We start from the raw sequence: 25,000 nt of genomic DNA, 5'->3' as shown, positions 1-25,000 counted from the left end.
TCCGCGGCTCGCAATCGGCGCTGCAGCTGACTACATGCACGCCATGCCATCCGACCCCGAACTGAAGCGCCTGGCGTGGCGCGCGCACCATCGCGGCACCAAGGAAGCCGACCTGCTGATCGGTGGGTTCTTCGATGCGCACCATGAAAGCTGGAGCGCGGAGGAGCGCGCCTTGTTCGCCGACCTGCTCGAAGAACAGGATGTCGACATCATGGCCTGGGCGCTCGGAACCGCAGAGGCGCCCGAGCGGTTCGCCGGTTCGATGCTGAATGCGCTGAAGACGCTCGATTACGTGCCGGTTTCCCGATGAGCGAACCGCTCCAGCGCGTCCTCCGCGCCAACCAGCCGCTTACCCTCGCGGGCGTGCCCTCCGGCTTCCTGCCGTGGCTTGCCGCCGACCTCGCGCGCGCGGCTCACGGGACGAGCGGCGGCGGCCGCGCCGTGGTCATCGTCGCCGACGAAGCGGCGATGCGCGCGCTTGCCGAAACCGTGCCCCTGTTCGCGCCGGAGGTCGAAGTCCTCTCCCTCCCCGGCTGGGACTGCCTGCCCTACGACCGCGCGTCCCCGGCACTCCGGGTGATGGCCGAGCGGCTCGCCACCTTGAGCGCGCTGCAGGTCAAGCGCGAAAAGCCGCAACTCGTGGTCGCGACAGCCAGCGCGGCGTCGCAGCGTCTCCTCACCCCCTTCCGTGTCCGCCAGCTCACCCGCCGCATCGCCGAGGGCGAGCGGATCGAGCGCGAAGCGCTGATCGAGCAGCTCAATGCATTGGGCTACCAGCGCAGCGACGCGGTCGCGGAGCATGGGGAATATGCCGTTCGCGGCTCGCTGATCGACCTCTATCCCGCCGGCGAGGAGCAGGCGCTCCGCGTCGATTTCTTCGGCGACGAGATCGACAGCATGCGGCGCTTCGACCCCGTCGACCAGCGCTCGACCGACAAGGCGGACGCGTTCACGCTCATGCCCGCATCCGAAGCCCTGCTTGACGCCGAGAGCATCAAGCGCTTCCGCTCGCGCTACCGCGAGAAGTTCGGCGCCCGCGCGACCGAAGACCCGCTCTACCAGGCGCTGTCCGAAGGCCGGCGGATGAGCGGCATGGAGCATTGGATGCCGCTCCTGGAAGACAAGCTGGCGACGCTCTTCGACCATCTCGGCGAGCACGACCTCGTGATCCGCGACGCGGCCGCCGACAAGGCGCTCGACTCCCGGCAGGAAGCGATCGAGGATTATTATCAGAACCGCGTCCGGGCGATGGCCGCGGAACCCGGCAGCTATCGTCCGCTCGAGCCCGACACCCTGTACCTCGGCAAGGACGACTGGTCCGCCTTCCTCACCGACCGGCCGATTCATCTCGCCTCGCCCTTCCACGAGCCGGAGTCCGAGCTGATCATCGACTTCGGCGTCGATCCGGCCCGCGATTTCGCGCCCGAGCGCACGCAGCAGTCGAACATCTACGAAGCCGTTGCCAAGCACATCGCTGACCTCCGCCGCGGCGGCCGCAAGGTCGTGCTCGCGAGCTACACGCGCGGCGCCCGCGAGCGGCTCTCCGGCCTACTCGAAGATCATGGGGTCAAGAGCCAGAAGCAGGCCGACAGCTGGCAGGAAGCGCTCGGTTCCAAAGCCCAGCCCGCCCTGCTCGTCCTGCCGCTCGACCACGGCTTCACCACGCCCGACGTCGCCGTCCTCACCGAGCAGGACATGCTCGGCGACCGGCTCGTCCGCCGCCGCAAGAAGCGCAAGGCCGCCGCCGCCTTCCTCGAGGAGCTGGCGACCCTCTCGCCCGGCGACCTCGTCGTTCACGCCGACCACGGCATCGGCCGCTACGAGGGCCTGACGCAGATCCCCGTCAGCAAGGTGCCGCACGACTGCGTCGCGCTCGAATATGCCAAGGGCAACAAGCTCTACGTCCCGGTCGAGAATATCGAGCTGCTGACCCGCTACGGCAGCGAGAGCGAGGGCGTGACGCTCGACAGCCTCGGCGGTGAAGCCTGGCAGCGCCGCAAGTCCAAGATGAAAGAGCGGATCCGCGAAATCGCGGGTGAGCTCATCAAGGTCGCCGCCATGCGCGCGACGCGCCCCGGCGTCATTGCCGAGCCCGACGCCAGCTATCCACAATTCGTCGACCGTTTCCCCTATGAGGAGACCGACGATCAGGACCGGGCGATCTCCGACGTCATCGAGGACCTGGGCGCGGGCCGCCCAATGGACCGGCTGGTCTGCGGCGATGTCGGCTTCGGCAAGACCGAGGTCGCGCTTCGCGCCGCCTTCGTCATGGCCATGTCCGGCAAGCAGGTCGCGCTGATCTGCCCTACGACCCTGCTGGCTCGCCAGCACTACAAGAACTTCGAGGAGCGGCTCCACGGCTTCCCGCTGAAGGTCGGCCGCCTGTCGCGCCTGGTCACCGCCGCGGAAGCAAAGAAGACCAAGGAAGGCCTTGCCGACGGCACTGTCGACATCGTCATCGGCACGCACGCGATCCTCGCCAAGAGCATCGAGTTCAAGCGCCTGGGCCTCGTGATCGTCGACGAGGAGCAGCACTTCGGCGTCGCTCACAAGGAGCGGCTCAAGGCGCTCAAGAACGACGTCCATGTGCTGACGCTCACCGCGACGCCGATCCCGCGCACGCTGCAGATGGCGATGAGCGGCCTTCGCGAGCTGTCCGTCATCCAGACCCCGCCAGTCGACCGCCTGGCGGTCCGCACCTACGTCACGCCGTTCGACGGCGTCGTCCTTCGCGAGGCTTTGCTGCGCGAGCATTTCCGTGGCGGTCAAAGCTTCTTCGTCGTGCCGCGCGTCGCCGACTTGCCGGACATGGAAGAATGGCTCCGCGACCAGGTGCCGGAAGTGAAGTTCATCACCGCCCACGGCCAGATGAGCCCGACCGAGGTCGAGGAGCGGATGAGCGCCTTTTACGACCGCAAGTATGACGTGCTGCTGTCGACGACGATCGTCGAAAGCGGCCTCGACATTCCAAGCGCCAATACGCTGATCGTCTACCGTTCCGACCGCTTCGGCCTCGCCCAGCTTTATCAGCTGCGCGGCCGCGTCGGCCGGTCGAAGACCCGCGCTTATGCCTATCTGACGATGCCGGCGAACCGCTCGATCACCGAAGCCGCGCAGAAGCGCCTCCAGGTGCTCAGCGAACTCGACAATCTCGGCGCCGGCTTCCAGCTCGCCAGCCACGACCTCGACATTCGCGGCGCCGGCAATTTGCTCGGCGACGAGCAGTCCGGACACATCAAGGAAGTCGGGTTCGAGCTCTACCAATCGATGCTCGAGGACGCGATTGTCGAGGTGAAGGCCGGCGGCACTGCGCCGCGCGAGGAATTCACGCCGCAGATCAGCGTCGATGCGCCAATCATGATCCCGGAAGAATATGTCCCCGATCTTGACCTGCGCATGGGCCTGTACCGCCGCCTCGGCGAGCTCGACGACCGCAATGCCATCGAGGCGTTCGCGGCCGAGCTGATCGACCGTTTCGGCGCGCTCCCGGAGGAAACCGGAAACCTCCTCAAGATCGTCGAGGTCAAGCTGAACTGCCGCGACGCGATGGTGGCGAAGCTCGACACCGGGCCGAAGGGCGCGGTCGTCACTTTCGCGGAAAGCGGCTTCCCGGACATCGCCGGCCTGCTCGCCTACATCGATCGCCTGAAGGGCGCGGCCAAGCTACGCCCCGACAGCAAGCTTGCGCTTTCGCGCGAATGGGCGAGCGCCGATGCGCGGCTGAACGGCGCGCTGCAGCTCTCGCGCGGGCTCGCCCGGGTCGCTGCTGCCGGCGAGAAGAAGCAGGCGGCCTGAGCGCCGGCGTGACCTTGGCCCTTTATCCGCCTATCTTGCTCGTGACAGGCCGACGAGGAGCAGAGGTTTGAACGCCGACGCATCGACACCAGGCGCCAAGGGGGTCATCGACCTCGCAAGCCGCGGCATCGGCCTGCTCGCCTCGAACCGCGAGGTCGCGCAGGCTGCCGAAGCGATGCTCCGCCGCCGCTATTCCTTTGCTCCCGCCGACCACGCCGAAGTGATGATCGCGCTCGGCGGCGACGGCTTCATGCTCCACACGCTCCACCGGATGCTTCAGGGCGAATGCCCCAACAAGCCGGTGTTCGGCATCAACCGCGGCACCGTCGGCTTCCTCATGAACGACTGGCGGATCGATGGGCTTGCGGACCGGATCGGCGCGGCCAAGCCGATCCATGTCGCGCCGCTCGAAATGTGTGCGACCACCGTATCCGGCGAGAGCTTCACCCATGCTGCGATCAACGAAGTCTCGCTGCTCCGCGAAACGCGCCAGACCGCGAAGATCGAAGTCAGCGTCAACGGCCGCGTCGCGCTGCCGGAACTCGCTTGCGACGGCGTTCTCGTCGCCACGCCCGCGGGCTCGACGGCCTACAACCTCTCTGCCCGGGGCCCAATTCTGCCGCTGGCGGCCAGGATGCTTGCCCTAACGCCGATCAGCCCCTTCCGCCCGCGCCGCTGGTCCGGCGCCATCCTGCCCGACGATACGGCGGTCTGTTTGCGGATCCTTGAGCCCGAGAACCGGCCCGTTTCGGCCGTCGCCGATCAGATCGAGGTCCGCGATGTCGTGCGTGTCGACATCCGCCTCGACCGCGAACAGTCGCTGACCCTCCTGTTCGATCCCGAACATGCGCTCGACGAGCGGATCACGATGGAGCAGTTCGCGACATAGTCCGCGCGCAGAATTGCCGGGGCGCAATTTGAGCACGGACTACTTGCCTTTGAGGTCCCGTTCGCTATTTAGCCGCGACGCTTCGTCAGAGGTGTTCCCCGGTAGCTCAGCGGTAGAGCATCCGACTGTTAATCGGACGGCCGCCTGTTCGAATCAGGCCCGGGGAGCCATTCTTCCGTCTCGGGAGCGCCAGCTCTCCCATTGGACCTGCCGGCACCATGCTGTTCTACCTGTGCCGCCTGTTTGGCCACAAGCCCGCGATGCGAAACCTCCGCTTCGACTATGACCGGCAGCGCGTCGTGACCGAGTGCAAGAGGTGCGGCGTGGAGATGGTTCGCCGGATCCGGGGCGATTGGGAGAACTAGAAGCTCCCGCTCGCTCAGCAGTGAAGCATCCGTTCCGGACCCATCGTCAATCGCGCGACAAGCAAAGACCCGCCAAGGGGCGGCTTCCACAAGGGGGAGCCGATCCAGTGCGCCAGATCGCTTATTTCAGCACCGCCGCAGAGCCGCAGACCAACCAGCTGATCCACAACATCCTCATTACCTCGCGCATCAATAACCGCCGCGACCAGATCACCGGGCTGCTCGTTGCCGGCGGCAACCGCTACATGCAGATCATCGAAGGGCCGAGGGACGCGGTGGACCGACTTTACGCGAGCATCCGCGCCGACCGCCGTCACCTGGGCGTGAGCACCCTGTTGAACCGGATCATTCCGAAGCCGTCGTTCGACGGCTGGTCCATGGCCTTCCGAAGCGAGCCGCGCCTGGGCGAGTTCGACCGTTTCCCGGATCTCGTCCACCACCTCACGAACCATGTCGAAGACGGGCAGATCAGGAATCAGATCCGCAGCTTCGCCCGCCTGTTCATCGCCGACGAGCGCTACCAGGCACCGGCGGCCTGGCCTGAGGTCCGGCGAAGCGCCTAGGCGTCGATCGAGGCCATCAGGCTGGCATTGCCGCCCGCTGCGGTCGTGTCGATGCAGGTCACCCGCTCGATCGCGAAGCGCGCCACATAATGTGGGCCGCCGGCCTTCGGTCCGGTGCCGGAAAGTCCCTCGCCGCCAAACGGCTGGCTTTCGACCACCGCGCCGATCTGGTTGCGGTTGACGTAAAAATTGCCGACCCGCGCATGTTCCTCGACATAGTCACGAACCGTGTCGATCCGGCTCTGAAGCCCAAGCGTCAGGCCGTAGCCGGTGGCGTTGATCTGCTCGACCACCTTGTCGAGCTTGTCGCCGGCGAAGCGGATGACGTGCAGGATCGGCCCAAAATTCTCGCGGTTGAGTTCGCTGAGCGACCGGATTTCGTACATTGCCGGGGAAACAAAGCTGCCGTGCGCAGCCTCGTTGGGTTGCGGCAGGCGGACGATCCTTTTCGCATTGGCGTCGAGCCAGGCGAGGTGCTCATCGAGCGCCTGCTTTGCTTCCTCGTCGATCACCGGGCCGACATCGGTCGCAAGGTCGCGCGGGTCGCCGACCTTGAGCGCTTGCGCCGCGCCCGCGATCATCTCGATGATCCCGTCGGCGACATCCTCCTGGACGAAGACGACGCGGCATGCCGAGCAGCGCTGGCCAGCGCTCTGGAAGGCCGACGAGACGACGTCGCGCGCGACCTGCTCCGGAAGCGCCGAGGAATCGACGATCATTGAATTCTGCCCGCCCGTTTCGGCGATGAACGGGATGATCGGGCCGTCCCGCTCAGCCAGCTGGCGGTTGATCAGCCGCGCCGTTTCCGTCGACCCCGTGAACGCCACGCCGCCGAGCAGCGGATGGCCGGTCAGCGCCGCACCGACGCGCCCATCGCCCGGCGCAAGCTGGACGACATCGCTTGGGACGCCGGCGCGGTGCATCAATTCGACGGCAAAGGCGCCGATAAGGGGCGTCTGCTCGGCAGGCTTGGCGATGGCGGTGTTCCCCGCTGCCAGCGCCGCGGCAACCGGACCGATGAAGATCGCCAGCGGAAAATTCCACGGGCTGATGCAGGCGAACACGCCGCGTCCGTGCAGGCGAAGCTCATTATGCTCGCCCGTCGGCCCGGGCAGCGGAAGCGGCGCGACAAACTGGCGCCGCGCTTCCGCGGCGTAGAAGCGAAGGAAATCGACCGCCTCGCGGACTTCCAGCACGGCGTCCGGAAGCGTCTTGCCCGCCTCGCGAATGCACAGCGAATAGAAGAGCTCGCGATTGTCTTCGAAGAGGTCGGCGGTCCGCTCGAGAAGCCGCGCCCGCTCGTCGCCGCCGCGCATGTCCCAGGCGACCTGCGCCGCATGGGCGGCCCGCACCATCCGGTCGACGTCCTCCGCGCTCGCTTCGAACACGCTGCCGACCGTGATGCGCCGGTCGTGCGGCGACGTAACCGGTTTCTCCGTCCCGGCGCCGATCGACGGCTTGGCGCTCCAGCTGCGGCTCTCCAGCGCGCTCAGTCGCTGGAGCAACGGTTCGCGCACCAGCGGGTCCGACAGGTCGCACCCGGCGCTGTTGTGCCGCTGCACACCGAACACGTCGCGCGGCAGGATGATCTTGGGATTGCGCTTCGGCTCCAGCGCGCTCAGCTCCGCGACGGGGTCGCGCACCAGCTCCTCGGCCGAGACCTGCTCGTCGGCGATGCGGTTGACGAACGAGCTATTGGCCCCGTTCTCCAGGAGCCGGCGGACCAGATAAGCGAGCAATTCCTTGTGGCTGCCCACCGGCGCGTAGATGCGCACCGGCGTCGGCTTGTCGCCGATGGCGCGCTCCAGCTTCGCGACCTGGTCGTACAGCTCCTCGCCCATGCCGTGCAGGCGCTGGAACTCGAACTCACGGCCGCCGGCGAGCGCCTTCACCTGGGCGATCGTATTCGCATTGTGCGTCGCGAATGCCGGATAGATCGCGTCTTCCGCCGCAAGCAGCTTCTTCGCGCAGGCGAGGTAGGACACGTCGGTGCCGATCTTGCGCGTGAACACCGGATAATCGGGCAGTCCGCCGACCTGCGCGGCCTTGATCTCGGTATCCCAGTAAGCACCCTTGACCAGCCGCACCATCAGCTTGCGGCCGTGCGCCCGCGCCGCGTCGATCACCCAGTCGCACAAGGGCGCGGCGCGCTTCTGGTATCCCTGCAGCGCAATCCCGAACCCGCCCCAGCCGTTCGCGAACAGCTCGTCGTTGGCGAGCAACGCCTCGAACACGTCCATCTGCAGCTCGAGCCGGTCCGCCTCTTCAGCGTCGATCGTCAGGTGAACGTCGGCACGCGATGCCTTCAACGCCAGCTCGCGCACCACCGGGACGACGGCAGCGACGGCTTCCTCGGCGTGGCTCCACTCGAAGCGCGGATGGAGCGCGGTCAACTTGACCGAAATTCCCGGGGAGCGGCGAAAACCTTCCTGTGCCTCTTGAGCAATCCTGTCGAGCGCAGCGCGGTACGACTGCGCATAGCGCTCGGCGTCGGCATAGGTCTTGGCCGCCTCGCCCAGCATGTCGAAGCTATGGCTCAGCCCCTGCCGCCGCTCGGGCGCTGCCCGCTTCAGCGCTTCATCGATGTCGCGGCCGAACACGAAATTCCGGCCGAGGATCTTCATCGCTTCGCGCACCGCGGTGCGCACCACCGGCTCGCCGAGCCGCCCGACCGCGCGCCCGAGCGCCGCCTTCCAATTGCTCGACCGGTCGTTGGCGCCTTCCAGCACCTTGCCGGTCAGCAGCAGCGAGAAGGTCGCGGCATTGACGAACGCCGACCCCGACTTGCCGAGCTGGTCCGACCAGTCCGGCCCCGCCAGCTTGTCGGCGATCAGCTCGTCTGCGGTATGCGCATCCGGGATCCGAAGCAGCGCCTCGGCCAGGCACATCATCGCAATGCCTTCTTCGGAGCCGAGGTCGTAGGCATGCAGGAAAGCGTCGACGCCCGACGGCTTGTGCCCCCGCACGCCCTTCACGAGCGCGCGCGCCATCGCCGTCGCTTCGCCGAGCTGGCCGGGCTCCAGCCGCGCCTGCTCGATCCGCTCGGCGGCGACCCGCTCCTCGTCCGCGCGGTAAGCCTCGCGGACCCGGCTGCGGTCGATCTGGGCCACCGGCACCGCCGGCGCGGCTAGGCCAGCTGCCCGTGGCAATGCTTGTACTTCTTGCCCGACCCGCACGGGCACGGCGCGTTGCGGCTGAGCGGCGCTTCGGCGACCCCGCCTTGGCCAGCGGACTGCGGCATCTGCGGCTGCGGGATGTTGCCGAACGGGATGTTCGACATCACCGCGCCGGTCGACGCGTCAATGTCCGCCGTGTCGTCGTCGCCCGAGAAGGGATCGAGATGCTGGGTGATGAAGTCCGGCAGCTCCGGCATCGGCGGCGGCTCCAGCTGCATCTGCGCATTCATCAGGATCCGCGTCACTTCCTCGCGGATCGCGACCAGCAGCCGCTCGAACAGCAGGAAGGCTTCCTGCTTATATTCGTCGATCGGCTTCTTCTGCGCATAGCTGCGCAGGTGGATGACCTGACGCAGCGCGTCGAGCGTCGCCAGATGCTCCTTCCAGTGATGGTCGAGCGTCTGGATGAGGATCTGCTTCTCGAGGTTGGTCCATTGCTCGGGCTCCACCTCGGCGAGCTTCGCCTGCATCTTCTCGTCGGCGAGCTTCTGCACCCGCTCCATGACCATTTCCGGGTCGACCGCCTCTTCCTGCAGCCAATCGTCGATCGGCGGCTCGAGGCCGAAGACGACCTGCAGGCTCTCCTTCAGCCCGTCGACATTCCACTGCTCCGGGTATGTCCCCTCCGGGCAGTTCACCAGGACGATCGCTGCCGCGGTCTCCGCGCGCATGTCCTCGATCGTCTCGCCGACGCTTTCCGCGTCCATGATGTCGGAGCGCTGCTCGTAGATGACCTTGCGCTGGTCGTTCATCACGTCGTCGAATTCGACGACCTGCTTGCGGATGTCGTAGTTGCGCGCTTCGACCTTCTTTTGCGCAGTCTCGATCGCCTTGCTGATCCAGGGGCTGACGATCGCTTCGCCGTCCTCCAAATTCTTGTTCATCAGCCGCGCGAACATGGTCTGCGGGCCGAAGATGCGCAGCAAATCGTCGTCGAGGCTGAGGTAGAATTTGCTGAGGCCCGGGTCGCCCTGGCGTCCGGAACGGCCGCGCAGCTGATTGTCGATGCGCCGGCTTTCATGGCGCTCGGTGCCGAGCACGTAGAGGCCGCCGAGTTCCAGCACGCGCTTTTTCTCTTCGATGATCTCCGCGCGGATCTTCTCCGCCTGGGCTTCATATTCCGGCGTGCCCGCCTCAAGCGCCGGGAACTCGTCCTGCATCCGGAACTCGAGGTTGCCGCCGAGCTGAATGTCGGTGCCGCGGCCGGCCATGTTGGTGGCGATGGTCACCGCGCCGATGCGGCCCGCCTGCGCCACGATATGCGCTTCGCTCTCGTGGAAGCGGGCATTGAGCACCGTGTGCTTGACGCCCTGGCTCTGGAGATATTCCGAAAGCATCTCGGACTTCTCGATCGAGACGGTGCCAACCAGCACCGGCTGGCCGAGCTCCTGCTTTTCCTTCAGCTCCTTGGCGATCGCCGCGAACTTCTCGGTCATCGTCTTGTAGAAGACGTCGTCCTCGTCCTTGCGCTGGACCGGCACGTTGGTCGGGATCGCGACCACGTTCATCTTGTAGATGTCGAAGAATTCCGGCGCTTCGGTCATCGCCGTGCCGGTCATGCCCGACAGCTTCGGATACATGCGGAAATAGTTCTGGAAGGTAATCGAGGCGAGCGTCTGGTTCTCCGGCTCGATCGCCACGCCTTCCTTCGCCTCGACCGCCTGGTGGAGACCGTCCGACCAGCGCCGTCCGTCCATCATTCGGCCGGTAAATTCGTCGATGATGACGACCTTCTCGTCCTTGACGATATAGTCGATGTCCTTGCGGAACATGACGTTCGCCTTGAGCGACTGGTTCAGGTGGTGGACGACCTGCGTGTTGGCGATGTCATAGAGGTTGCGGCCTTCGATCAGGCCCGCTTCCTCGAGCATCCGCTCGGCCTTCTCCGTGCCTTCCTCGGTCAGCACGACGCTCTTCTGCTTCTCGTCGAGGTCGTAGTCCGCCGGCTGGAGCGTCTTCACGATCTTGTCGACCGAGATGTAGAGGTCGGACTTGTCGTCCGTCGGGCCGGAAATGATCAGCGGCGTGCGCGCCTCGTCGATCAGGATCGAGTCCACCTCGTCGACGATGGCGAAGTTGAAGGGCCGCTGGACCATCTGGTCGCGGCTGTATTTCATATTGTCGCGAAGGTAGTCGAAGCCGAGCTCATTGTTCGTCGCGTAGGTGATGTCGCAATTATAGGCGTCGCGACGCTCCGGCTCCGTAAGGTTCGGGATGATCACGCCGACCGTCAGGCCGAGGAAGCGGTAGATCTGCCCCATCCATTCCGCGTCGCGGCGGGCGAGATAGTCGTTCACGGTGACGACGTGGACGCCCTTGCCTTCCAGCGCGTTCAGATAGGTGGCGAGCGTGGCGACGAGCGTCTTGCCTTCGCCCGTCTTCATCTCGGCGATCTCGCCGCGGTGAAGGGCGATGCCGCCGATCAGCTGGACGTCATAGTGGCGCTGGCCAAGGACGCGGACCGCCGCCTCGCGCACGGTCGCGAATGCTTCGGGCAGCAAATTGTCGAGCTTCTCGCCGTTCGCCAGCCGCTCGCGGAAGCGCTCCGTCTGCGCCTTCAGCTCGTCGTCCGACAAAGCCTGGATATTGGTCTCGAGCGCGTTGATCGCGTCGACAGTCTTGCCAAGCCCGCGGACATACCGGTCGTTGGCCGATCCGAAGATGCTCTTTGCCACTGAGGCGAACATTGAAATCCCTTAAAAGTCCGGACGTTGGATGCGGCGAAATTGTCGCCAACGCGTCTACCGGAAACCGCGCCCGGCGATGTAAGGAGCGGCCTAGCCCTAGTCAATTAAAGGAGCCGTGAACAAATGGCGGGACTGACCGGCGGATGCCTGTGCGGAGCGGTGCGCTACAAGCTTCGGTCGGAGCCGTTCGATACGGGTTACTGCCATTGCCGGACTTGCCAGCTGAGCAGCGGCGCGCCCGCGATGGTGTTCGCAAGCGTGCCTGAAGGGGACCTCGTGTGGACTCAGGGAGGCGACACGGTGAAGTCGGTGCCATCCTCCAGCTTCGGACACCGGGAGTTCTGCGGGAAATGCGGCACGCCCTTCCTGATGAAGGTCGATCACCAGCCCGAGACGGTGGACTTCAGCGTCGCAACACTCGACGAACCGGAAGCGATCGGCCCAGGCTTCCATATCTTCTGGGGGAGCAAGATTGGCTGGTTCGAGCCGAAGGACGAACTACCCCGGCACGACAAGTTCCGCCCGGGTACGCGGGGGCTCAGCGGGACCGAGCCCCCGGGCGACTGATCAGCTTTAGAGGTTGCCCTCGAGCCATTGCTGGATCTGGCTGCGCGGCGCGGCGCCGACCTTCTGCGCGACGGGCTGGCCGCCCTTGAACAGCAGCATGGTCGGAATGCCTCTCACGCCATAGCGGCCGGGGATGTCCGGGTTCTCGTCAATGTTCAGCTTGGCGATGGTGACCTTCTCGCCCAGCTCGTTCGAAATCTCCTCGAGCGCCGGGGCGATCATCCGGCACGGCCCGCACCATTCCGCCCAGAAATCGACCAGGACCGGCTTGTCGGCGCCGAGAACGTCGGTGGCAAAGCTGTCGTCGGTGACGGACTTGGTAGCCATGGGGAAAGCATCTCCTGCAAAAGTTAACGTGCATATGGGCGTTCGCCGCTAGGCGCTCAAGGCGTCACTTCCAGCAACTTGGGCCCGGCCGTGTAGAGCAAGGTCGCGCGAACCTGCCGGCCGGGGAAGATCACCCGCAGCGCTTCCGAATAGGCCCGCATCTGTTCAAGGTGGGACTTCGGGACCTCGGCTTCGGAAGCGGGCACCCGACCGGTCTTGAAGTCGATGACCGAAACCGATCGATCGTCGATCAGCAGCCGGTCCACCGTTCCGGCGATCACCCGGCCGTCGGGCAAGGTTGCGGCAAGCGGCGCTTCGCCCAAAGAGCCCTCCCCGAACAGCGTCGAAAAGCGCGCGTCCGAAAGAATGCCGGACACCTGCTGCACGATCTCGCCGCGAAGATGGGGGTCGGCCAGGCCGGCAGAGCGTTCCAGCCAGCGCTCGGCAGCGGCTGCGCGGTCTGCCGCCGGCACCGCAGGCAGCCGCTCCAGCAGCTGGTGGATCCATGTCCCGCGCTGAGCGGCGGCGCGCATGGCTTCGGTGGGCGGCGGCGCGGCCTCGTCGTCCGTGGCGATCGCAGAAGGCGCGAGCGGCCGCGGCGGCCGCGCTTCAGGCGGCGCCCGCGTGCGTGCCCAATCCGGTACCGCCGACGGCGATGCTTCGCTTTTTGCCACCGCGGCACGAGCGCGCGTCCCGGCATTGCCATAGACCAGCCCCGTCCCCCAATGCCCGTGAGCGGCGGGCTCGGCGTTCAGCGACGTCAGCGCGCGCTCGACAGTCACGTGCCAGCAGTTCTGCGGACGCGCTTCGGACCCGTCCTTCTTTGGCTTGGGTGCCACCCCGGCGACCACCAGCCGGTCGGCGGCCCGCGTCAGCGCTACGTAAAGCAGCCGCCAATGCTCCTCGAGGTCGCGCTTCTCCTCCTCGGCAATCTTCTCCTCGAACGGAGCGCAGCGCTCGTCCTTCTTCGGGCGCAGGAGCGGCGCCGCACCCGTCCCCTCGACGTCGAAATCCAGCGTGATCGGCGTCCGCCCGAGCTTAGCCGGGTCGGCCGTTGCGTCGGCGAGAATCACGACTGGCGCTTCGAGCCCCTTGGCGCCATGCACCGTCATCACCCGCACTTCATTGCCGGGCCGGCCGGGGTCGCGCTGCACGTCGACCGTGCCGAGCGAGAACCACGCGAGGAAGCGGTCGAGCGAGGGCGTCTCGTTCCGCTCGAATTCCAGCGCGCTGTTGACCAGCTCGTCGATCGGGTCGCGCGCCGCCATGCCGAGCCGCGCGTAGAGCTTGTGCCGCCCCTGCATCGGCCCGGACAGGATGGTTTCGAGGAACACCGCCGGCGTCGTGAAATCGGCGATCCGCAGCAATTCGCTGAGCACCTCGTACGCCGCGCCGAACGCGTCGCTCTCGCCCGCGCGGCGGCGCAGCTCGGCCCACAGCTTCTTGCCGTCGCGCCCGTACGCAAGCTGGCGAAGTTGCTCCTGGTCCCAGCCGATCAGCGGCGAGACGAGCAGGCAGGCGACGCTGAGGTCATCGTTCGGCTGCACCGCGAACTTCACGGCGGCGAGCAGGTCCTGCACCGCCAAGGGCTCGTGCAAATGGAGGCGGTCGACGCCGGCGACCGGCACTCCCGCGGAAAAGAGTCGGGCGACGATCAGCGACGCCAGCTCGCCGCGGCTTCGCACCAGCACCAATATGTCGCCGGGCGTCAGCGGCTTGCCGGTCGAAGGCAGCACCGGCGCCTCCTCAACCATGGCCCGGATGCGCTCGGCCAGCGACTGCGCATATTGCCGCGCCCGCAGGCTGACCCAGCTCTCCTCGCCTTCGTCGCCTTCTTCCTCGACCTCGGGCGCAAAGGGCTGCCACAGCTCCACTTGGCCCGGCCGCTGGCTGTGAAAAGCCCGGTGGCGCGGCGGTGGCGCACTCAGGGCAAGCGCTTCGGCGCCGAGCGTATCGATCGCGCCATCGACCACGTCGAGCACCGGCTGAGCCGAGCGAAAGCTGGCCGCAATGGAGAGGTTCCGGAACTCGGTGGCATCCTCCTCCGCTTCGGAAAGCTGTTCGGCCAGCCCCTGGAAGTGCCGGCGCGCCTCGCGGAAGCGCTTGGGGTCGGTGCCCTGGAAACCGTAGATCGCCTGCTTGAAATCGCCGACCATGAACAGGGTCCGCGTCCGCCGCTCGGCCTCGCTCGACCCGCTGAAATATTCCTCGACCAGCTTTTCGATGATCTCCCACTGCGCAGCATTCGTGTCCTGCGCTTCATCGACGAGCACATGGTCGACCTCGCGGTCGAGCTTGTAGCGAACCCAGTCGCCCATGCCGTCCTGCGCCAGCAATTTGCGCGTCCAGTCGATGAGGTCGTTGAAGTCGGCGACCCCCGCCGCGCGCTTCGCCCGTGTGTACGCCCCGGCGAACGCCTGCCCCGCCCGCAGCCCCGCCGCCATGTCGGCAGCAAGCCTGGATGCACGTTGGATCTGAAGCAACTCCGCCACCGCCGCCGCGAGCCTCTCGACATGGCGGTCGTAAGAAGGGTCGGCTTTCAACTGCCCCTTCTGCACCTGCTTGAGCTCACCCTTGGCGGTGAAGACGATTGAGGCGACTTCGGGCAGCGCTTGGGCGCGCGCGTCGGCGCCCATCGCCAGCCAGCGCTCGATCACGTCGACGATCTTCGTGCCGGTGCTGGTGCCCCACTGCCGATTGGCACTGGCAATCGCCCGCAGCAGGTCGCAGTCGAAGCCATCGTCGGCGCAGCGCGTACGCAGATAATCTTCCACCGATCCGTCTGGCAGGTTCATCAGCGCCCGCAGCTTGGGCTCGATCGCCGCCGAGCTGCCGAACGCCTCCATCGCTTCCGGCTTCCTCGCGCAGGCCTGGAGATATTCGACCGCCCCAGCCTCGCCCAGCCGGCGGCTCAGGCACTGAACGTCGCAGATCAGCTGCTCGTCCCCGCGCTCCTCGGCATTCGCCATCAGCTCCGCCAACGTCCGCCGCACAAGCTCCTGCTCGGCCCTGCCTTCGATCGGCTGGAACCCCGGCGTGATCCCCGCCTCCGCCGGAAAGGCGGCAAGCAGCGACTGGGCAAAGGCGTGGATGGTCTGGATCTTCAGCCCGCCCGGGCAATCGAGCACCCGCGCGAACAGCTGCCGCGCCCGCTCTCGGGTCCGGGGATCGGCCGACTCGCCGAGATGGTCGAGGTCGGTCGCAAGCTCGCTGTCCTTCAGCCGCACCCAGGTCGCGAGCCGCGCGCCGATCCGGTTGGCCATCTCCGCCGCCGCCGCCTTGGTAAAGGTCAGGCAGAGGATCGACTCCGGTCGCGCGCCCTTCAGCAGCAGCCGCAGCACCCGCGCGGTCAGCACCTGCGTCTTGCCGGTGCCCGCCGACGCCGACAGCGCCACGTGCGCGGTCGGCTCGGCCGCCAGCGCCTGCTCGTCCCTCAGCTCCGGAAGCGGCTTGAAAGGCTTGCTCATGCGGTGCGCCCCGCCATAAAAGCAGGACCATGAGCGACGAAGACGACAAAGCGAGCGAACAGCGCAGCGCCAAGCTGCGCAAGGCCGGTGTAGCAGTCGGGGTCGGATCGGCGGCGATCGTCGCCGCGCTTCTCTACGCCTCCAAGGTCAAGAAGAAGCCGCGCAGCTAGGCTCATTTGCGGCCGTACCATTCTTCCAGCCGCATCAGCTGGTCGTAATCGCCATAAGGCGCATAGGCCGGGTTGAGCTTGGCCGTGAACGGCTTGGTGCCGTTGAGATAGTCCCGCACCGCTTCGCTGAAGTGGCTGAAGGCGTGGTCGAGGAATAACTCGCCCTCCATGTCCTTGTCGGCGCGCATGCATTTGCCGAACCGGTCGCGCTCGCGCACGAGCGACCAATATTCGAACACTTCCGGTTCCCCGCGAACCCCGTCGAACCCTCCTGCCCGACCGATCAGGCCAAGCAGCCCCAGCTGTAGCGCGAACCCCGCTTCGATTGCCTTCTTCGCCGGCGGCTTTCCGGTCTTGTAGTCGACGATGGCCAGCCCGCCGTCTGGCAGACGATCGATCCGGTCCGCGCGCCCGTGCACCGCAATGCCGGCAAGCACGGCCTCGCCTTCGATCTCGGCATCGAGGGGCCGCCGCCCCTCTGCCTGGTTGCTCCGCTCCAGCTCGGCGATCCAATCGATCGCCTCCAATAACCGCGGCGCCCACAAGGCGCGCAGCATCGGGTGGATCGCTGCATCGCCGAGCAGCCGCTCCGCGCGGCCGCGCAGCTTGTCCGGGTCGCAATCGTCGTGCCGCAGCCACTCCTCGAACACTTTGTGGACGGCGCTGCCCTTCCAGGCTGCCGTATGGTCGGCGTCGACCGGCTCTTCGACGCGCAGCTTCAGGATCGAGCTCGCATAGAAAGTGAACGGGTCGGCCTTCAGCCGGTCGACGGACGTCACCGAAATCCGCTCCGGTCGCTGCTCGACCGGCGGGCACGGCGCCGGCCGCTCGACCGGCTGCGGCGGCCCCGGATCGTCGAGCGCGCGCGTAATCCGCTCGTGCACATGGTCGCGCGGCAGCCCGCCGGTCATCGCGTCGAGCCGAAGCAGGAAGCGCGACGCCACGGTCGGCGAGCGGCTGTCGCGCTTGGCGCGGGTGATCAGCACTTCCGGCGCGCCGAGCGCGCTTGCGAAGTCATGCCCCGCAAGCCCGATCCGGAACTCCAGCCCCGGTATCTCCAGCTTCGCGCGCACCTTGGGCGGCAGCCACGGGTCGGGCGCCGGCAGCGCCGGCCACACCCCCTCGTTGAGCCCGCCGAGCACCAGCAGGTCCGCGCGCTGCAGCCGCGCTTCGAGCAGTCCCCAGATGAAGATCCGCGGATGCCCGCCGTAGGGCGGCCGCACCGCCTGGCTGTCCAGCAACTGCCGGAACAGCGCGAGCGCCTCTTCCGCGCTCACAATCAGTCGCCCCGCCGCTTCCGACCCCTGCAGCTCGGCGAGCAGCTCCGCGGCGATCCGCCCGTCGGTCCCGCGCCACGCGCGATCCCCGGCAAGCGCCTGCGCCGCCTCGACCAGCTTGCCCGCCAAGACCGACAGCGGCAGCGGTTCGCGCAGGAGGCCATCGAGACCGGCAATGCAATCGCGCACCGCGCCCCAGGCCGCCACCGCACCCCTGCCTGCAAAGTGCGTGTCGAGCCCGCTGAGCCCAGCAGGCGGCCGCGGCCCGCGCAACGCCATGTCGAGCCGCCGCACATGCTCCAGCCACTGCGCCCGTTCGTCCGCCGCCCCGCCGGCTAGCGGATGCTTGAGCAGCGCGAGCAAGGGCACCGGCGCCAGATCCTCTGCGGCCGCCGACACGATGCCGAGCAGCAATGTCCCCGCCGCCACTTGCGACAGCGGCTTGCCGGCGCTGTCGTCGGCATCGACGCCCCACCTCTTGAGCAACGCCGACACACGCCCGGCTAGCTGGCGGTCGGGCGTGACCAGCGCGGCTGTCTTCTCCGGCGTCTCAAGCGCCTGCCGCAGCGCGAGCGCAATTGCCTGCGCTTCCGCCGCGGGATCCGCCAGCTCGGCGAAGCGAACCCCGCTCAACCGCCGCTCGCTGGGCTTCAGCGTCTCCCATTTATGCGAGAAATCCGGCGCAACCATCGCATTGGCCACCGCTCGCGAGCGCGCCGCGGGCGAAGCCGACCGCCCGGCCCAGCGCCACCGCTGCACCTCCGCCCGCGCCACGCCGATCCGCTCCAGCAGCAGCTTGAGGTGGAATTGCGGGTGGGACTGCTCCCCTCGGCCCCTGTCGTCCGGGCCGAGCGCTTCCCACTCCTCGTCGGGAAGGACATCGGCGAGCCAGAGCCCCGGCAGCACCACCATGCCCTCCTCCATTCGGGCCACCCGCGCCACCAGCGCGGCAACTGCCGGGGCCGCAGTCGTAATGCCGGCAGCAACAGTAAAGCCCGGCGGCGGTTCGCTTGCCCAGCGTTCGGCGAGCGCGCGAAGCAGGCGATTGCGCCGTTCGGCGAGATCGAGGGCGCCCGAATCCCGCAGGATGGCCGGCCAGAGCGCATAAATGACTTCGAGCTTGGCGAGCGACTTGGCCCAATGCTGCGCAAGCTCGTCGCTTTCGGCCACCGCAGTGCGAAGTTCGCCCGGCTCGACCTGCTCGACCAGCAAGGCATCGAGCGTGCGCGCGAGGTCCGCCGCGAGGCGCAACCCTTCCGCCGAGCCATCCGCGCCGACCAGCGTCGCCAGCCGCAGCAGCCGCTCGGTGGGTTCGATGGCGGGCGGCACCGCCTCGCCGCCGATCGGATCGAGCGCTCCGCCGATCCGCTCGCCGAGATCGGGATCGCCGACCGGCACCAGCCTCGGCAGCAGCAGCCCCCTGCCGCTGGCACGGACGAAGGCTTCGGTGACCGACCGGACCGCGCGATTGTTCGGAAGCAGGATCCGCCCGCGCGCGAGCCCCAGCGGGTCCTTGCCGAACCTGGCGATCAGCCCGGCTGCGAGCGCGTCCGCGAAGGACCGGTTCGACGGGATGGTGAAGACATTGACCCGCCTCGGGTCACGCATTCTCGAGCGCCGTTTCCGTCAGCTTGATGGCGCCCGGCGTGCCGACATCGAACCACAGGCCCTGGTGGACGGCGCCGAAGCAGCGCCCCTCCTCCATCGCCCGATCCCACAGGATGTTGGTCGAGAACGGCCCTTCGGGCGCGTCGCGGAGAAGCCGCTTGGATGCGATCTGGATGCCGGTGAAGACGAACGGCGCGACATGGCTCCGTTCGCGCCGGCGCAGGCGGCCGCTCCGGTCCATGTGGAAATCGCCCATGCCGCTATGGTTGAAGGCGCGCGCCTGCGGCACCAGCAAAAGCAGCGCGTCCATCCGCTCGCCGTCCCACTGCGACGCGAGCAGCTTCAGTGCATCCGCCGGACCGTCGATCCACAGATTGTCGCTGTTGAGCGCCAGGAACGGGTCGCAGTCGATCAAAGGCGCTGCTTTCACCAGCCCGCCGCCGGTCTCCATCAGCAGGTCGCGTTCGTCGGAAATCGCGACTTCCAGCCCGTCCGCCCGGCTCTTGAGGTGCGCCTCAAGCGCGCCGGCGAGATAATGGACGTTGACGACAATCCGCTGGACCCCGGCGGCGCGCAGCTTCTCCAGCACATGGTCGAGCAGCGCCTTGCCCCCGACCTCGACCAGCGGCTTCGGCTTGGTCGCGGTCAGCGGCCGCATCCTTTTGCCCAGCCCCGCGGCCATGATCATGGCCGTGCGCGGAACCTCGCCTTTCACCTCCGCGCGAAGCCGCAGCGCCTGCTTCGACTGACTCATGCCGCCTCTTTCCACGGTTCGCGGCGGTGCTCCGGCGCGATGTTGGCATCGAACCAGTCGCGGACCGGCTTCAGGTGTGGCTGCTCGAGGTCGCGCTCCAGCAGGCCCCACATGCGCGGCTGGAAGCGGCGGTAATGCGGCTTGCCGTCGCGCTTCCAAAGCCGAGTGAAGACGCCGAGGATTCGCGTGTTTCGCTGCGCAGCGAGCGCCCAGTAAGCACGCTCGAAATCGTCCTCATGACCGGTCCTGCCGACATAGCGGTCGATCATCGCGCGCTCGATTTCGACCGGCACATCGCGCCGCGCATCTTCCAGGACAGACGCAAGGTCGTAGGCCGGGTGGCCGGCCAGGGCGTCCTGAAAATCGAGCAGCCCAAGGTGGGCAACGCCGTCGCGGCCCTGAACCAGCATGATGTTTTCGGCGTGGTAATCGCGCAGGACGGTGACAGGCCCCAGCTCGTCGTCGGCAACGGGCTCGAGAACCTCGCGCCACGCCTGCAGGTACGCCTCCTCATCGACCTCGATCCCGACTGCCGGGCAATACCAGTCGGTGAACAGCTTCAGCTCTTCGAGCCACTGGTCGAGCCCATGCTCGGGCAGTCCCTCCATGGGCGGATGGCCGTGAAGCTCGACGAGCAGGTCGGTCGCGATCTCGTACAGCTCCCGCTCGCGCGCCGGGTCCTCATCGACCGTCTCGCGAAGCCGCGCGCTGCCGAAATCGCTGAGCAAAAGCAGGCCCTTGTCGAGGTCCCGCGCAATGATTTCCGGCGCGCTCAGCCCCAGCGAAACCAGCCATTCAGCGACGCCGATGAACGGGCGCGGGTCTTCGTGCGGCGGCGGCGCGTCCATCAGCACGGCGGTGCTGTCCCCCTGTACGACGCGGAAATAGCGGCGGAACGACGCGTCGCCGGCGAGCGGCAGGATTTCGGCCCCATGCCAGCCCGCGGCGGCAAGGAAATCGGGCGCGTGCTCGGGCGGTTTCATGCTGGAGGCCATCGCCCTTCCCATGCCGGGGGCACCTCTGCTGTCAAGCGGCGCGCGCCGCTTGCCGCAAAGTCGAGGACGAGCCGAAGCGCATGCGGCCAGGCGGCCGGTCCCGCGCGTTCCGGCCATTCGACCAGCAGGACCGCATCGGCGGCCGAATCGAGCCCCAGTTCGTCCATCTCGGACGGGTCCTCGATCCGGTACAGATCCGTGTGCCACACTGGCGGATCCAGTTCCTCGTATGGCTGGACGATCGCGAAGCTTGGGCTCGGCACGTCGCCTTCGTGGCCGAGTGCGGCGATGAAGCCGCGCGCGAAGGCCGTCTTGCCGACGCCGAGCGGCCCCGACAGGGTGATCACGTCCCCGCCGCGCGCGAGGGGGGCGAGGCTGGCGCCGAAATCGGCCGTCGCCTGCTCGTCGGCCAGGATCACCGGGATCCCCGCGGGACGGTGAGGGTCACCGTCGTGCCCTTCCCCTTCTCCGACTGCAGCTCGACTTTGCCCCCATGCGCCTCGACGAACTGCCGGGTCAGCGGCAGGCCGAGGCCGAGCGCCGCATCGCCGCCCGACCCGGGCTCGGCAACGCGATCGAAGCGGTTGAACACGCGCGGTAGGTCTTCGGCGGCAATGCCTTGCCCATTGTCGCTGATGAGGATCGTCGCTTGCTCATCGTCACCATCGGCGAGGATCCGAACCAAGCCCTTGCGATCGCTGTACGCCATCGCATTGTTGAGCACGTGCTCGATGGACTCGCGAAGCCGCCGCGCGTCGCCGAACACGTGCCCGGCATTGTCCGATACTTCGAGCTCCAGCTTTTGGGATTTCTCCGCTGCCCGGGATTTGGCCGTGTCCACCGCTGCCCGGCACAGCCCGCCGATATCGACCCGCTCCTTCTCCAGCGCGATGCCCCGCAGGTCGCTCGTGGTCAGGTCGAGCACGTCGTTGATCAGCTTCGACAGCCGCTCGACCGATTCCAGGATCGCGCCGACATAGTCCTTGGCCTTGGGCCCAAGCTCGCCGGCATAGCCGCCGCCCAGAAGCTCGGCGAACCCGCCGATCGACGTCAGCGGGGTGCGAAGCTCGTAGCTCATGTTGGCCACGAAATCCGTCTTCACCCGGTCGGCTTCCTCGAGCGCCGACGTGCGCTCGCGAAGCGCCGCCTCGATGCGCGTCGAGTCGGTCACGTCGACCATCGTGAACAGCGCGTTCCCGTCCGGCAGCGGCACCGCGGCGAACTGGAAGTGGCGCCCGTCGGTCATCGATATCCGGCCGTTCGACGACTGCCGCTCGTTGGTCGTCTGCCGCACCATCTCGCGGATCTGCGCGGCCGCCGTCGGGTTAACCAGCTTGCGGGCCATGGCCGGCACCAGCTCGTCGACTCGCGGATGGGTGGAGAGCCATTCCTCGTCGAATGCCCAATCCTCGAGGAAGCGGCGGTTCCACAGATAGAGTCGGCCGTCGCTCGCGAAGACGCTGATCGCCTCGAACAGATTGTCGAACGTCGCCGCCCGCACCCGCAGAAGCGTATCGCGGGCGGACGCAAGCCGAAGCTGCTCCGTCCGATCCTCGATGAACAGCCGCAGCCCGCCGTCGGGCAGCGGCTGGGCAACGACGCGCAGATGGTCGCCGCCGGGCAGCATCCACTCTTCCTCGATCACTTCGTCGGCGCTGGTGAACCAGCTGCGCCGCTCTTCCTTCCACGCCGGGAAGTCGCGCACTTCAGGCAGCCGGTGATTGTCGCGCATCCGCTCGATCACCCGGTCGAACTCGGGCCGCTCGCCGAGCCATTCGGGATCGAGCTGGGTCATAGCGGCGAACGGCCGGTTGAAGAAGCTGAGCGAGCGGTCGGCGTCGAACTGCGCCGTGCCTGCCGTCATCCGATCGGCAAGCTCGCGCTGCGATTCGACGTGGCGCGACAGCTCGGTCCGCGCATCCTCAAGGTCCTGGACGTCGATCGCGAAGCCGGCGACCGCTCCCGTCGACAAGGGCACGTTGACGATCCGCAGCATCCGCCGCTCGCCGCGGATGATCGCCGGCTGCATCCGCGACACGACGCGCTTGCTCTCCTGCGCCTCCCGAGCCGTCGCGCTCGCACTGTCGGCGCCCTCGGCATCGACGAGCTCGGCGCCCCGCTCGATCACCTCGTGAGCGTCCTTGCACTCGACCGACTGGACGAACGCGCTGTTGACCAGGCCGAGCTTCAGGTCGGGCCCGCGGAACCACATAGGGAAAGGCGCCGCTTCGATCAGCTGCGTCAGCGAGCCGAGCGCCCCCTCGCTCTGGCGCAGGCGGAGCGCGATCCGCGCTTTCTCCTCCTCCGCGCTGCTGGCATCGGAAAACCACAGCAGCAATGTCCCATGCGGCTCGCTGGCTGGCGCTAGCGCACCCGTGACGTCGAACACGCGCGCCGAGCCATGGGCGCGGACCTTCGCGGCGATGCGCTCGGCGGACGCCCGCGCCGCGTGGACCTTCTCGGTCAGCATCGCCAAATCTTCGACGGAGATCCCGCCTTCGTCGCTGCTGAGGTCGGAAAGGCTCTTGGGGCCATGGAGGCCGAGGTCGCGAAGCAGCCGCTCGTCAGCTTCGATCCGGTCGTCCGGTCGGATCAGCAGCGGCCGCGCCGGCATGGCTTCCAGCAGCCGGGCGTTCGACCGCGCTGCCTCAAGCACCTGGGTTGCCGCGCGCAGGCGCCGCGCAGCCGCAATTGCCACGGCCGCGGCAATGCCGAGCCACAGGACGGCCAAAGCGGCAATCGCGATCGCCACCGTGCCGCTCAAAGGAACGAACCCCACCCCATCCGCATCACCTTAGGGCGGTGATGCGGCGGGTGCAGCAGCAATTTCGCTTAGTAGCGGTAGTGCTCGGGCTTGAACGGCCCTTCCGGCGTCACGCCGATATAGGCGGCCTGCTTGTCGTTGAGCTTGGTCAGCTTCACGCCCAGCTTGTCGAGGTGAAGCGCCGCGACCTTCTCGTCGAGGTGCTTCGGCAGCACATAGACGTCGTTCTTGTACTGGTCGGTGTTCTGCCACAGCTCGATCTGCGCCAGCACCTGGTTGGTGAAGCTGCTGCTCATGACGAAGCTCGGGTGCCCGGTCGCATTGCCGAGGTTCACCAGCCGGCCCTTCGACAGGACGATGATCTTCTTGCCGTCCGGGAATTCGACCTCGTCGACCTGCGGCTTGATCTCGGTCCACTTCATGTTGGACAGCGCACCGATCTGGATCTCGCTGTCGAAGTGGCCGATGTTGCAGACGATCGCCATGTTCTTCATCGCCCGCATGTGGTCGAGCGTGATGACGTCCATGTTGCCGGTCGCGGTGACAAAGATGTCGGCGCGCTGGGTCGCCTCTTCCATCGTCACGACTTCATAGCCTTCCATCGCCGCCTGCAGCGCGCAGATCGGGTCGATTTCGGTCACAAGGACGCGCGCGCCGCCGTTGCGTAAGCTAGCGGCCGAGCCCTTGCCGACATCGCCGAAGCCGGCGACGCAGGCAACCTTGCCGGCCAGCATCACGTCGGTCGCGCGGCGGATCGCGTCGACCAGCGACTCCTTGCAGCCGTAGAGATTGTCGAACTTCGACTTGGTGACGCTGTCGTTGACGTTGATCGCCGGGAACGGGAGCTTGCCCTTCTTGGCGAGGTCATAGAGGCGGTGGACGCCGGTGGTCGTTTCTTCCGACACGCCCTTGATCGTCTCGACCGTCTTGGTGAGGTAGCCCGGACGCTCCTTGATGAAGCGCTGAAGCGTCGCGACGAACACTTCCTCTTCCTCGTTCGACGGCGCGAACAGCTCCTCGCCTGCCTCGACGCGCGCGCCCCATAGGGCGAACATCGTCGCGTCGCCGCCATCGTCCAGGATCATGTTGCAGGTCTGGTCGCTTCCCCAGTCAAAGATGCGCTCGACATATTGCCAATATTCCTCGAGCGTCTCGCCCTTGATCGCGAACACCGGGATGTTGCGCGCTGCGATCGCCGCGGCGGCATGGTCCTGGGTCGAAAAGATGTTGCAGCTGGCCCAGCGCACTTCGGCGCCGAGCTCGATCAGCGTCTCGATCAGCACCGCGGTCTGGATCGTCATGTGCAGCGAACCGGTGATCCGCGCGCCCTTCAGCGGCTTCGACGCGCCATATTCGGAGCGGAGCGCCATCAGGCCCGGCATCTCCGTCTCGGCGATCTCGATCTCCTTGCGGCCGAAATCGGCAAGGCCGATGTCCTTCACAACATAGTCGTTGAAGCGGGTTTCCACCTGCGTCGCCACGTAAGATTCTCCGAATGAATGAATGACCGCGCCGTACCGGGCGCCGATGCGCGGCCACTAGCCGAGGGCGACATATAAGGAAAGCTTTATATGTGCTGGAGCGGCCGAGCGTAGC

Annotated in this window: 17 protein-coding genes and 1 tRNA gene; 8 read left to right on the top strand and 10 right to left on the bottom strand. The window is 67.1% G+C overall.

Annotated elements, in window-relative coordinates; all coding sequences use genetic code 11:
* Positions 1-34: 34 nt before the first annotated feature.
* The 6 genes from VIL42_11015 to VIL42_10990 all read left to right on the top strand — a co-directional run bounded on the left by VIL42_11015 (position 35) and on the right by VIL42_10990 (position 5,612).
* Positions 35-310 carry a succinate dehydrogenase assembly factor 2 gene (locus VIL42_11015; protein ID HEY8593375.1) on the top strand — a complete coding sequence of 92 codons (276 nt, stop codon included), beginning with the start codon at positions 35-37 and terminating at the stop codon, positions 308-310.
* Complete coding sequence (mfd, locus tag VIL42_11010; GenBank protein ID HEY8593374.1) at positions 307-3,795, top strand: transcription-repair coupling factor; 3,489 nt, start codon at positions 307-309, stop codon at positions 3,793-3,795. The genes VIL42_11015 and mfd overlap by 4 nt, the downstream gene beginning before the upstream one ends.
* Positions 3,796-3,928: 133 nt before the next feature.
* Positions 3,929-4,684 (top strand): NAD kinase, encoded by a 756-nt coding sequence (locus VIL42_11005; GenBank protein HEY8593373.1) that lies wholly within the window; start codon positions 3,929-3,931, stop codon positions 4,682-4,684.
* A 95-nt stretch (positions 4,685-4,779) separates the two neighbouring features.
* Positions 4,780-4,854 (top strand) — tRNA-Asn (locus tag VIL42_11000).
* Between the two features lie 48 nt (positions 4,855-4,902).
* Positions 4,903-5,049 carry a DUF1660 family phage protein gene (locus tag VIL42_10995; protein ID HEY8593372.1) on the top strand — a complete coding sequence of 49 codons (147 nt, stop codon included), beginning with the start codon at positions 4,903-4,905 and terminating at the stop codon, positions 5,047-5,049.
* A 107-nt stretch (positions 5,050-5,156) separates the two neighbouring features.
* Complete coding sequence (locus tag VIL42_10990; protein ID HEY8593371.1) at positions 5,157-5,612, top strand: BLUF domain-containing protein; 456 nt, start codon at positions 5,157-5,159, stop codon at positions 5,610-5,612.
* Here VIL42_10990 and putA read toward each other — a convergent pair.
* Positions 5,609-8,722 (bottom strand): bifunctional proline dehydrogenase/L-glutamate gamma-semialdehyde dehydrogenase PutA, encoded by a 3,114-nt coding sequence (putA, locus tag VIL42_10985; protein ID HEY8593370.1) that lies wholly within the window; start codon positions 8,720-8,722, stop codon positions 5,609-5,611. The genes VIL42_10990 and putA overlap by 4 nt on opposite strands.
* 17 nt (positions 8,723-8,739) lie before the next feature.
* Entirely contained in the window at positions 8,740-11,475 is a 2,736-nt protein-coding gene (gene secA / locus VIL42_10980; GenBank protein ID HEY8593369.1) for a preprotein translocase subunit SecA, read from the bottom strand.
* A gap of 123 nt (positions 11,476-11,598) precedes the next feature.
* Between secA and VIL42_10975 the strand changes: the two genes are divergently transcribed.
* Positions 11,599-12,042, top strand: a complete 444-nt coding sequence (locus VIL42_10975) for a GFA family protein (protein HEY8593368.1) — start codon at positions 11,599-11,601, stop codon at positions 12,040-12,042.
* 6 nt (positions 12,043-12,048) lie between these two features.
* On the opposite strand, the gene trxA is transcribed toward VIL42_10975, so the two are convergent.
* Positions 12,049-12,369 (bottom strand): thioredoxin TrxA, encoded by a 321-nt coding sequence (gene trxA / locus VIL42_10970; GenBank protein HEY8593367.1) that lies wholly within the window; start codon positions 12,367-12,369, stop codon positions 12,049-12,051.
* A gap of 56 nt (positions 12,370-12,425) precedes the next feature.
* A complete protein-coding gene (addA, locus tag VIL42_10965) occupies positions 12,426-15,836 on the bottom strand; it encodes a double-strand break repair helicase AddA (GenBank protein HEY8593366.1) in 3,411 nt (1,136 codons plus the stop codon).
* 29 nt (positions 15,837-15,865) lie between these two features.
* Here addA and VIL42_10960 point away from each other — a divergent pair, with 29 nt between their 5' ends.
* Positions 15,866-16,006 carry a hypothetical protein gene (locus VIL42_10960; GenBank protein HEY8593365.1) on the top strand — a complete coding sequence of 47 codons (141 nt, stop codon included), beginning with the start codon at positions 15,866-15,868 and terminating at the stop codon, positions 16,004-16,006.
* A 2-nt stretch (positions 16,007-16,008) separates the two neighbouring features.
* Here VIL42_10960 and VIL42_10955 read toward each other — a convergent pair whose 3' ends face one another.
* The 6 genes from VIL42_10955 to ahcY all read right to left on the bottom strand — a co-directional run bounded on the left by VIL42_10955 (position 16,009) and on the right by ahcY (position 24,885).
* On the bottom strand, positions 16,009-18,891 hold the full coding sequence (locus VIL42_10955) for a PD-(D/E)XK nuclease family protein (GenBank protein ID HEY8593364.1): 2,883 nt from the start codon (positions 18,889-18,891) through the stop codon (positions 16,009-16,011).
* On the bottom strand, positions 18,884-19,645 hold the full coding sequence (locus VIL42_10950; GenBank protein HEY8593363.1) for a nucleotidyltransferase family protein: 762 nt from the start codon (positions 19,643-19,645) through the stop codon (positions 18,884-18,886). The genes VIL42_10955 and VIL42_10950 overlap by 8 nt, the downstream gene beginning before the upstream one ends.
* Positions 19,642-20,628: a phosphotransferase gene (locus tag VIL42_10945; GenBank protein HEY8593362.1), complete on the bottom strand. Its 987-nt coding sequence runs from the start codon at positions 20,626-20,628 to the stop codon at positions 19,642-19,644. The genes VIL42_10950 and VIL42_10945 overlap by 4 nt, the downstream gene beginning before the upstream one ends.
* On the bottom strand, positions 20,625-21,059 hold the full coding sequence (tsaE, locus tag VIL42_10940; GenBank protein HEY8593361.1) for a tRNA (adenosine(37)-N6)-threonylcarbamoyltransferase complex ATPase subunit type 1 TsaE: 435 nt from the start codon (positions 21,057-21,059) through the stop codon (positions 20,625-20,627). Before tsaE ends, VIL42_10945 begins: the two co-directional genes overlap by 4 nt.
* On the bottom strand, positions 21,056-23,392 hold the full coding sequence (locus tag VIL42_10935) for a PAS-domain containing protein (GenBank protein ID HEY8593360.1): 2,337 nt from the start codon (positions 23,390-23,392) through the stop codon (positions 21,056-21,058). Before VIL42_10935 ends, tsaE begins: the two co-directional genes overlap by 4 nt.
* 80 nt (positions 23,393-23,472) lie before the next feature.
* Positions 23,473-24,885 (bottom strand): adenosylhomocysteinase, encoded by a 1,413-nt coding sequence (gene ahcY / locus VIL42_10930; protein HEY8593359.1) that lies wholly within the window; start codon positions 24,883-24,885, stop codon positions 23,473-23,475.
* Positions 24,886-25,000: the final 115 nt, after the last annotated feature.

This window comes from Sphingomicrobium sp., assembly GCA_036563485.1.
Lineage (GTDB): Bacteria > Pseudomonadota > Alphaproteobacteria > Sphingomonadales > Sphingomonadaceae > Sphingomicrobium.
The sequence above is the reverse complement of the archived record's forward strand: the minus strand, read 5'-3'. Positions and strand labels throughout refer to the sequence as shown.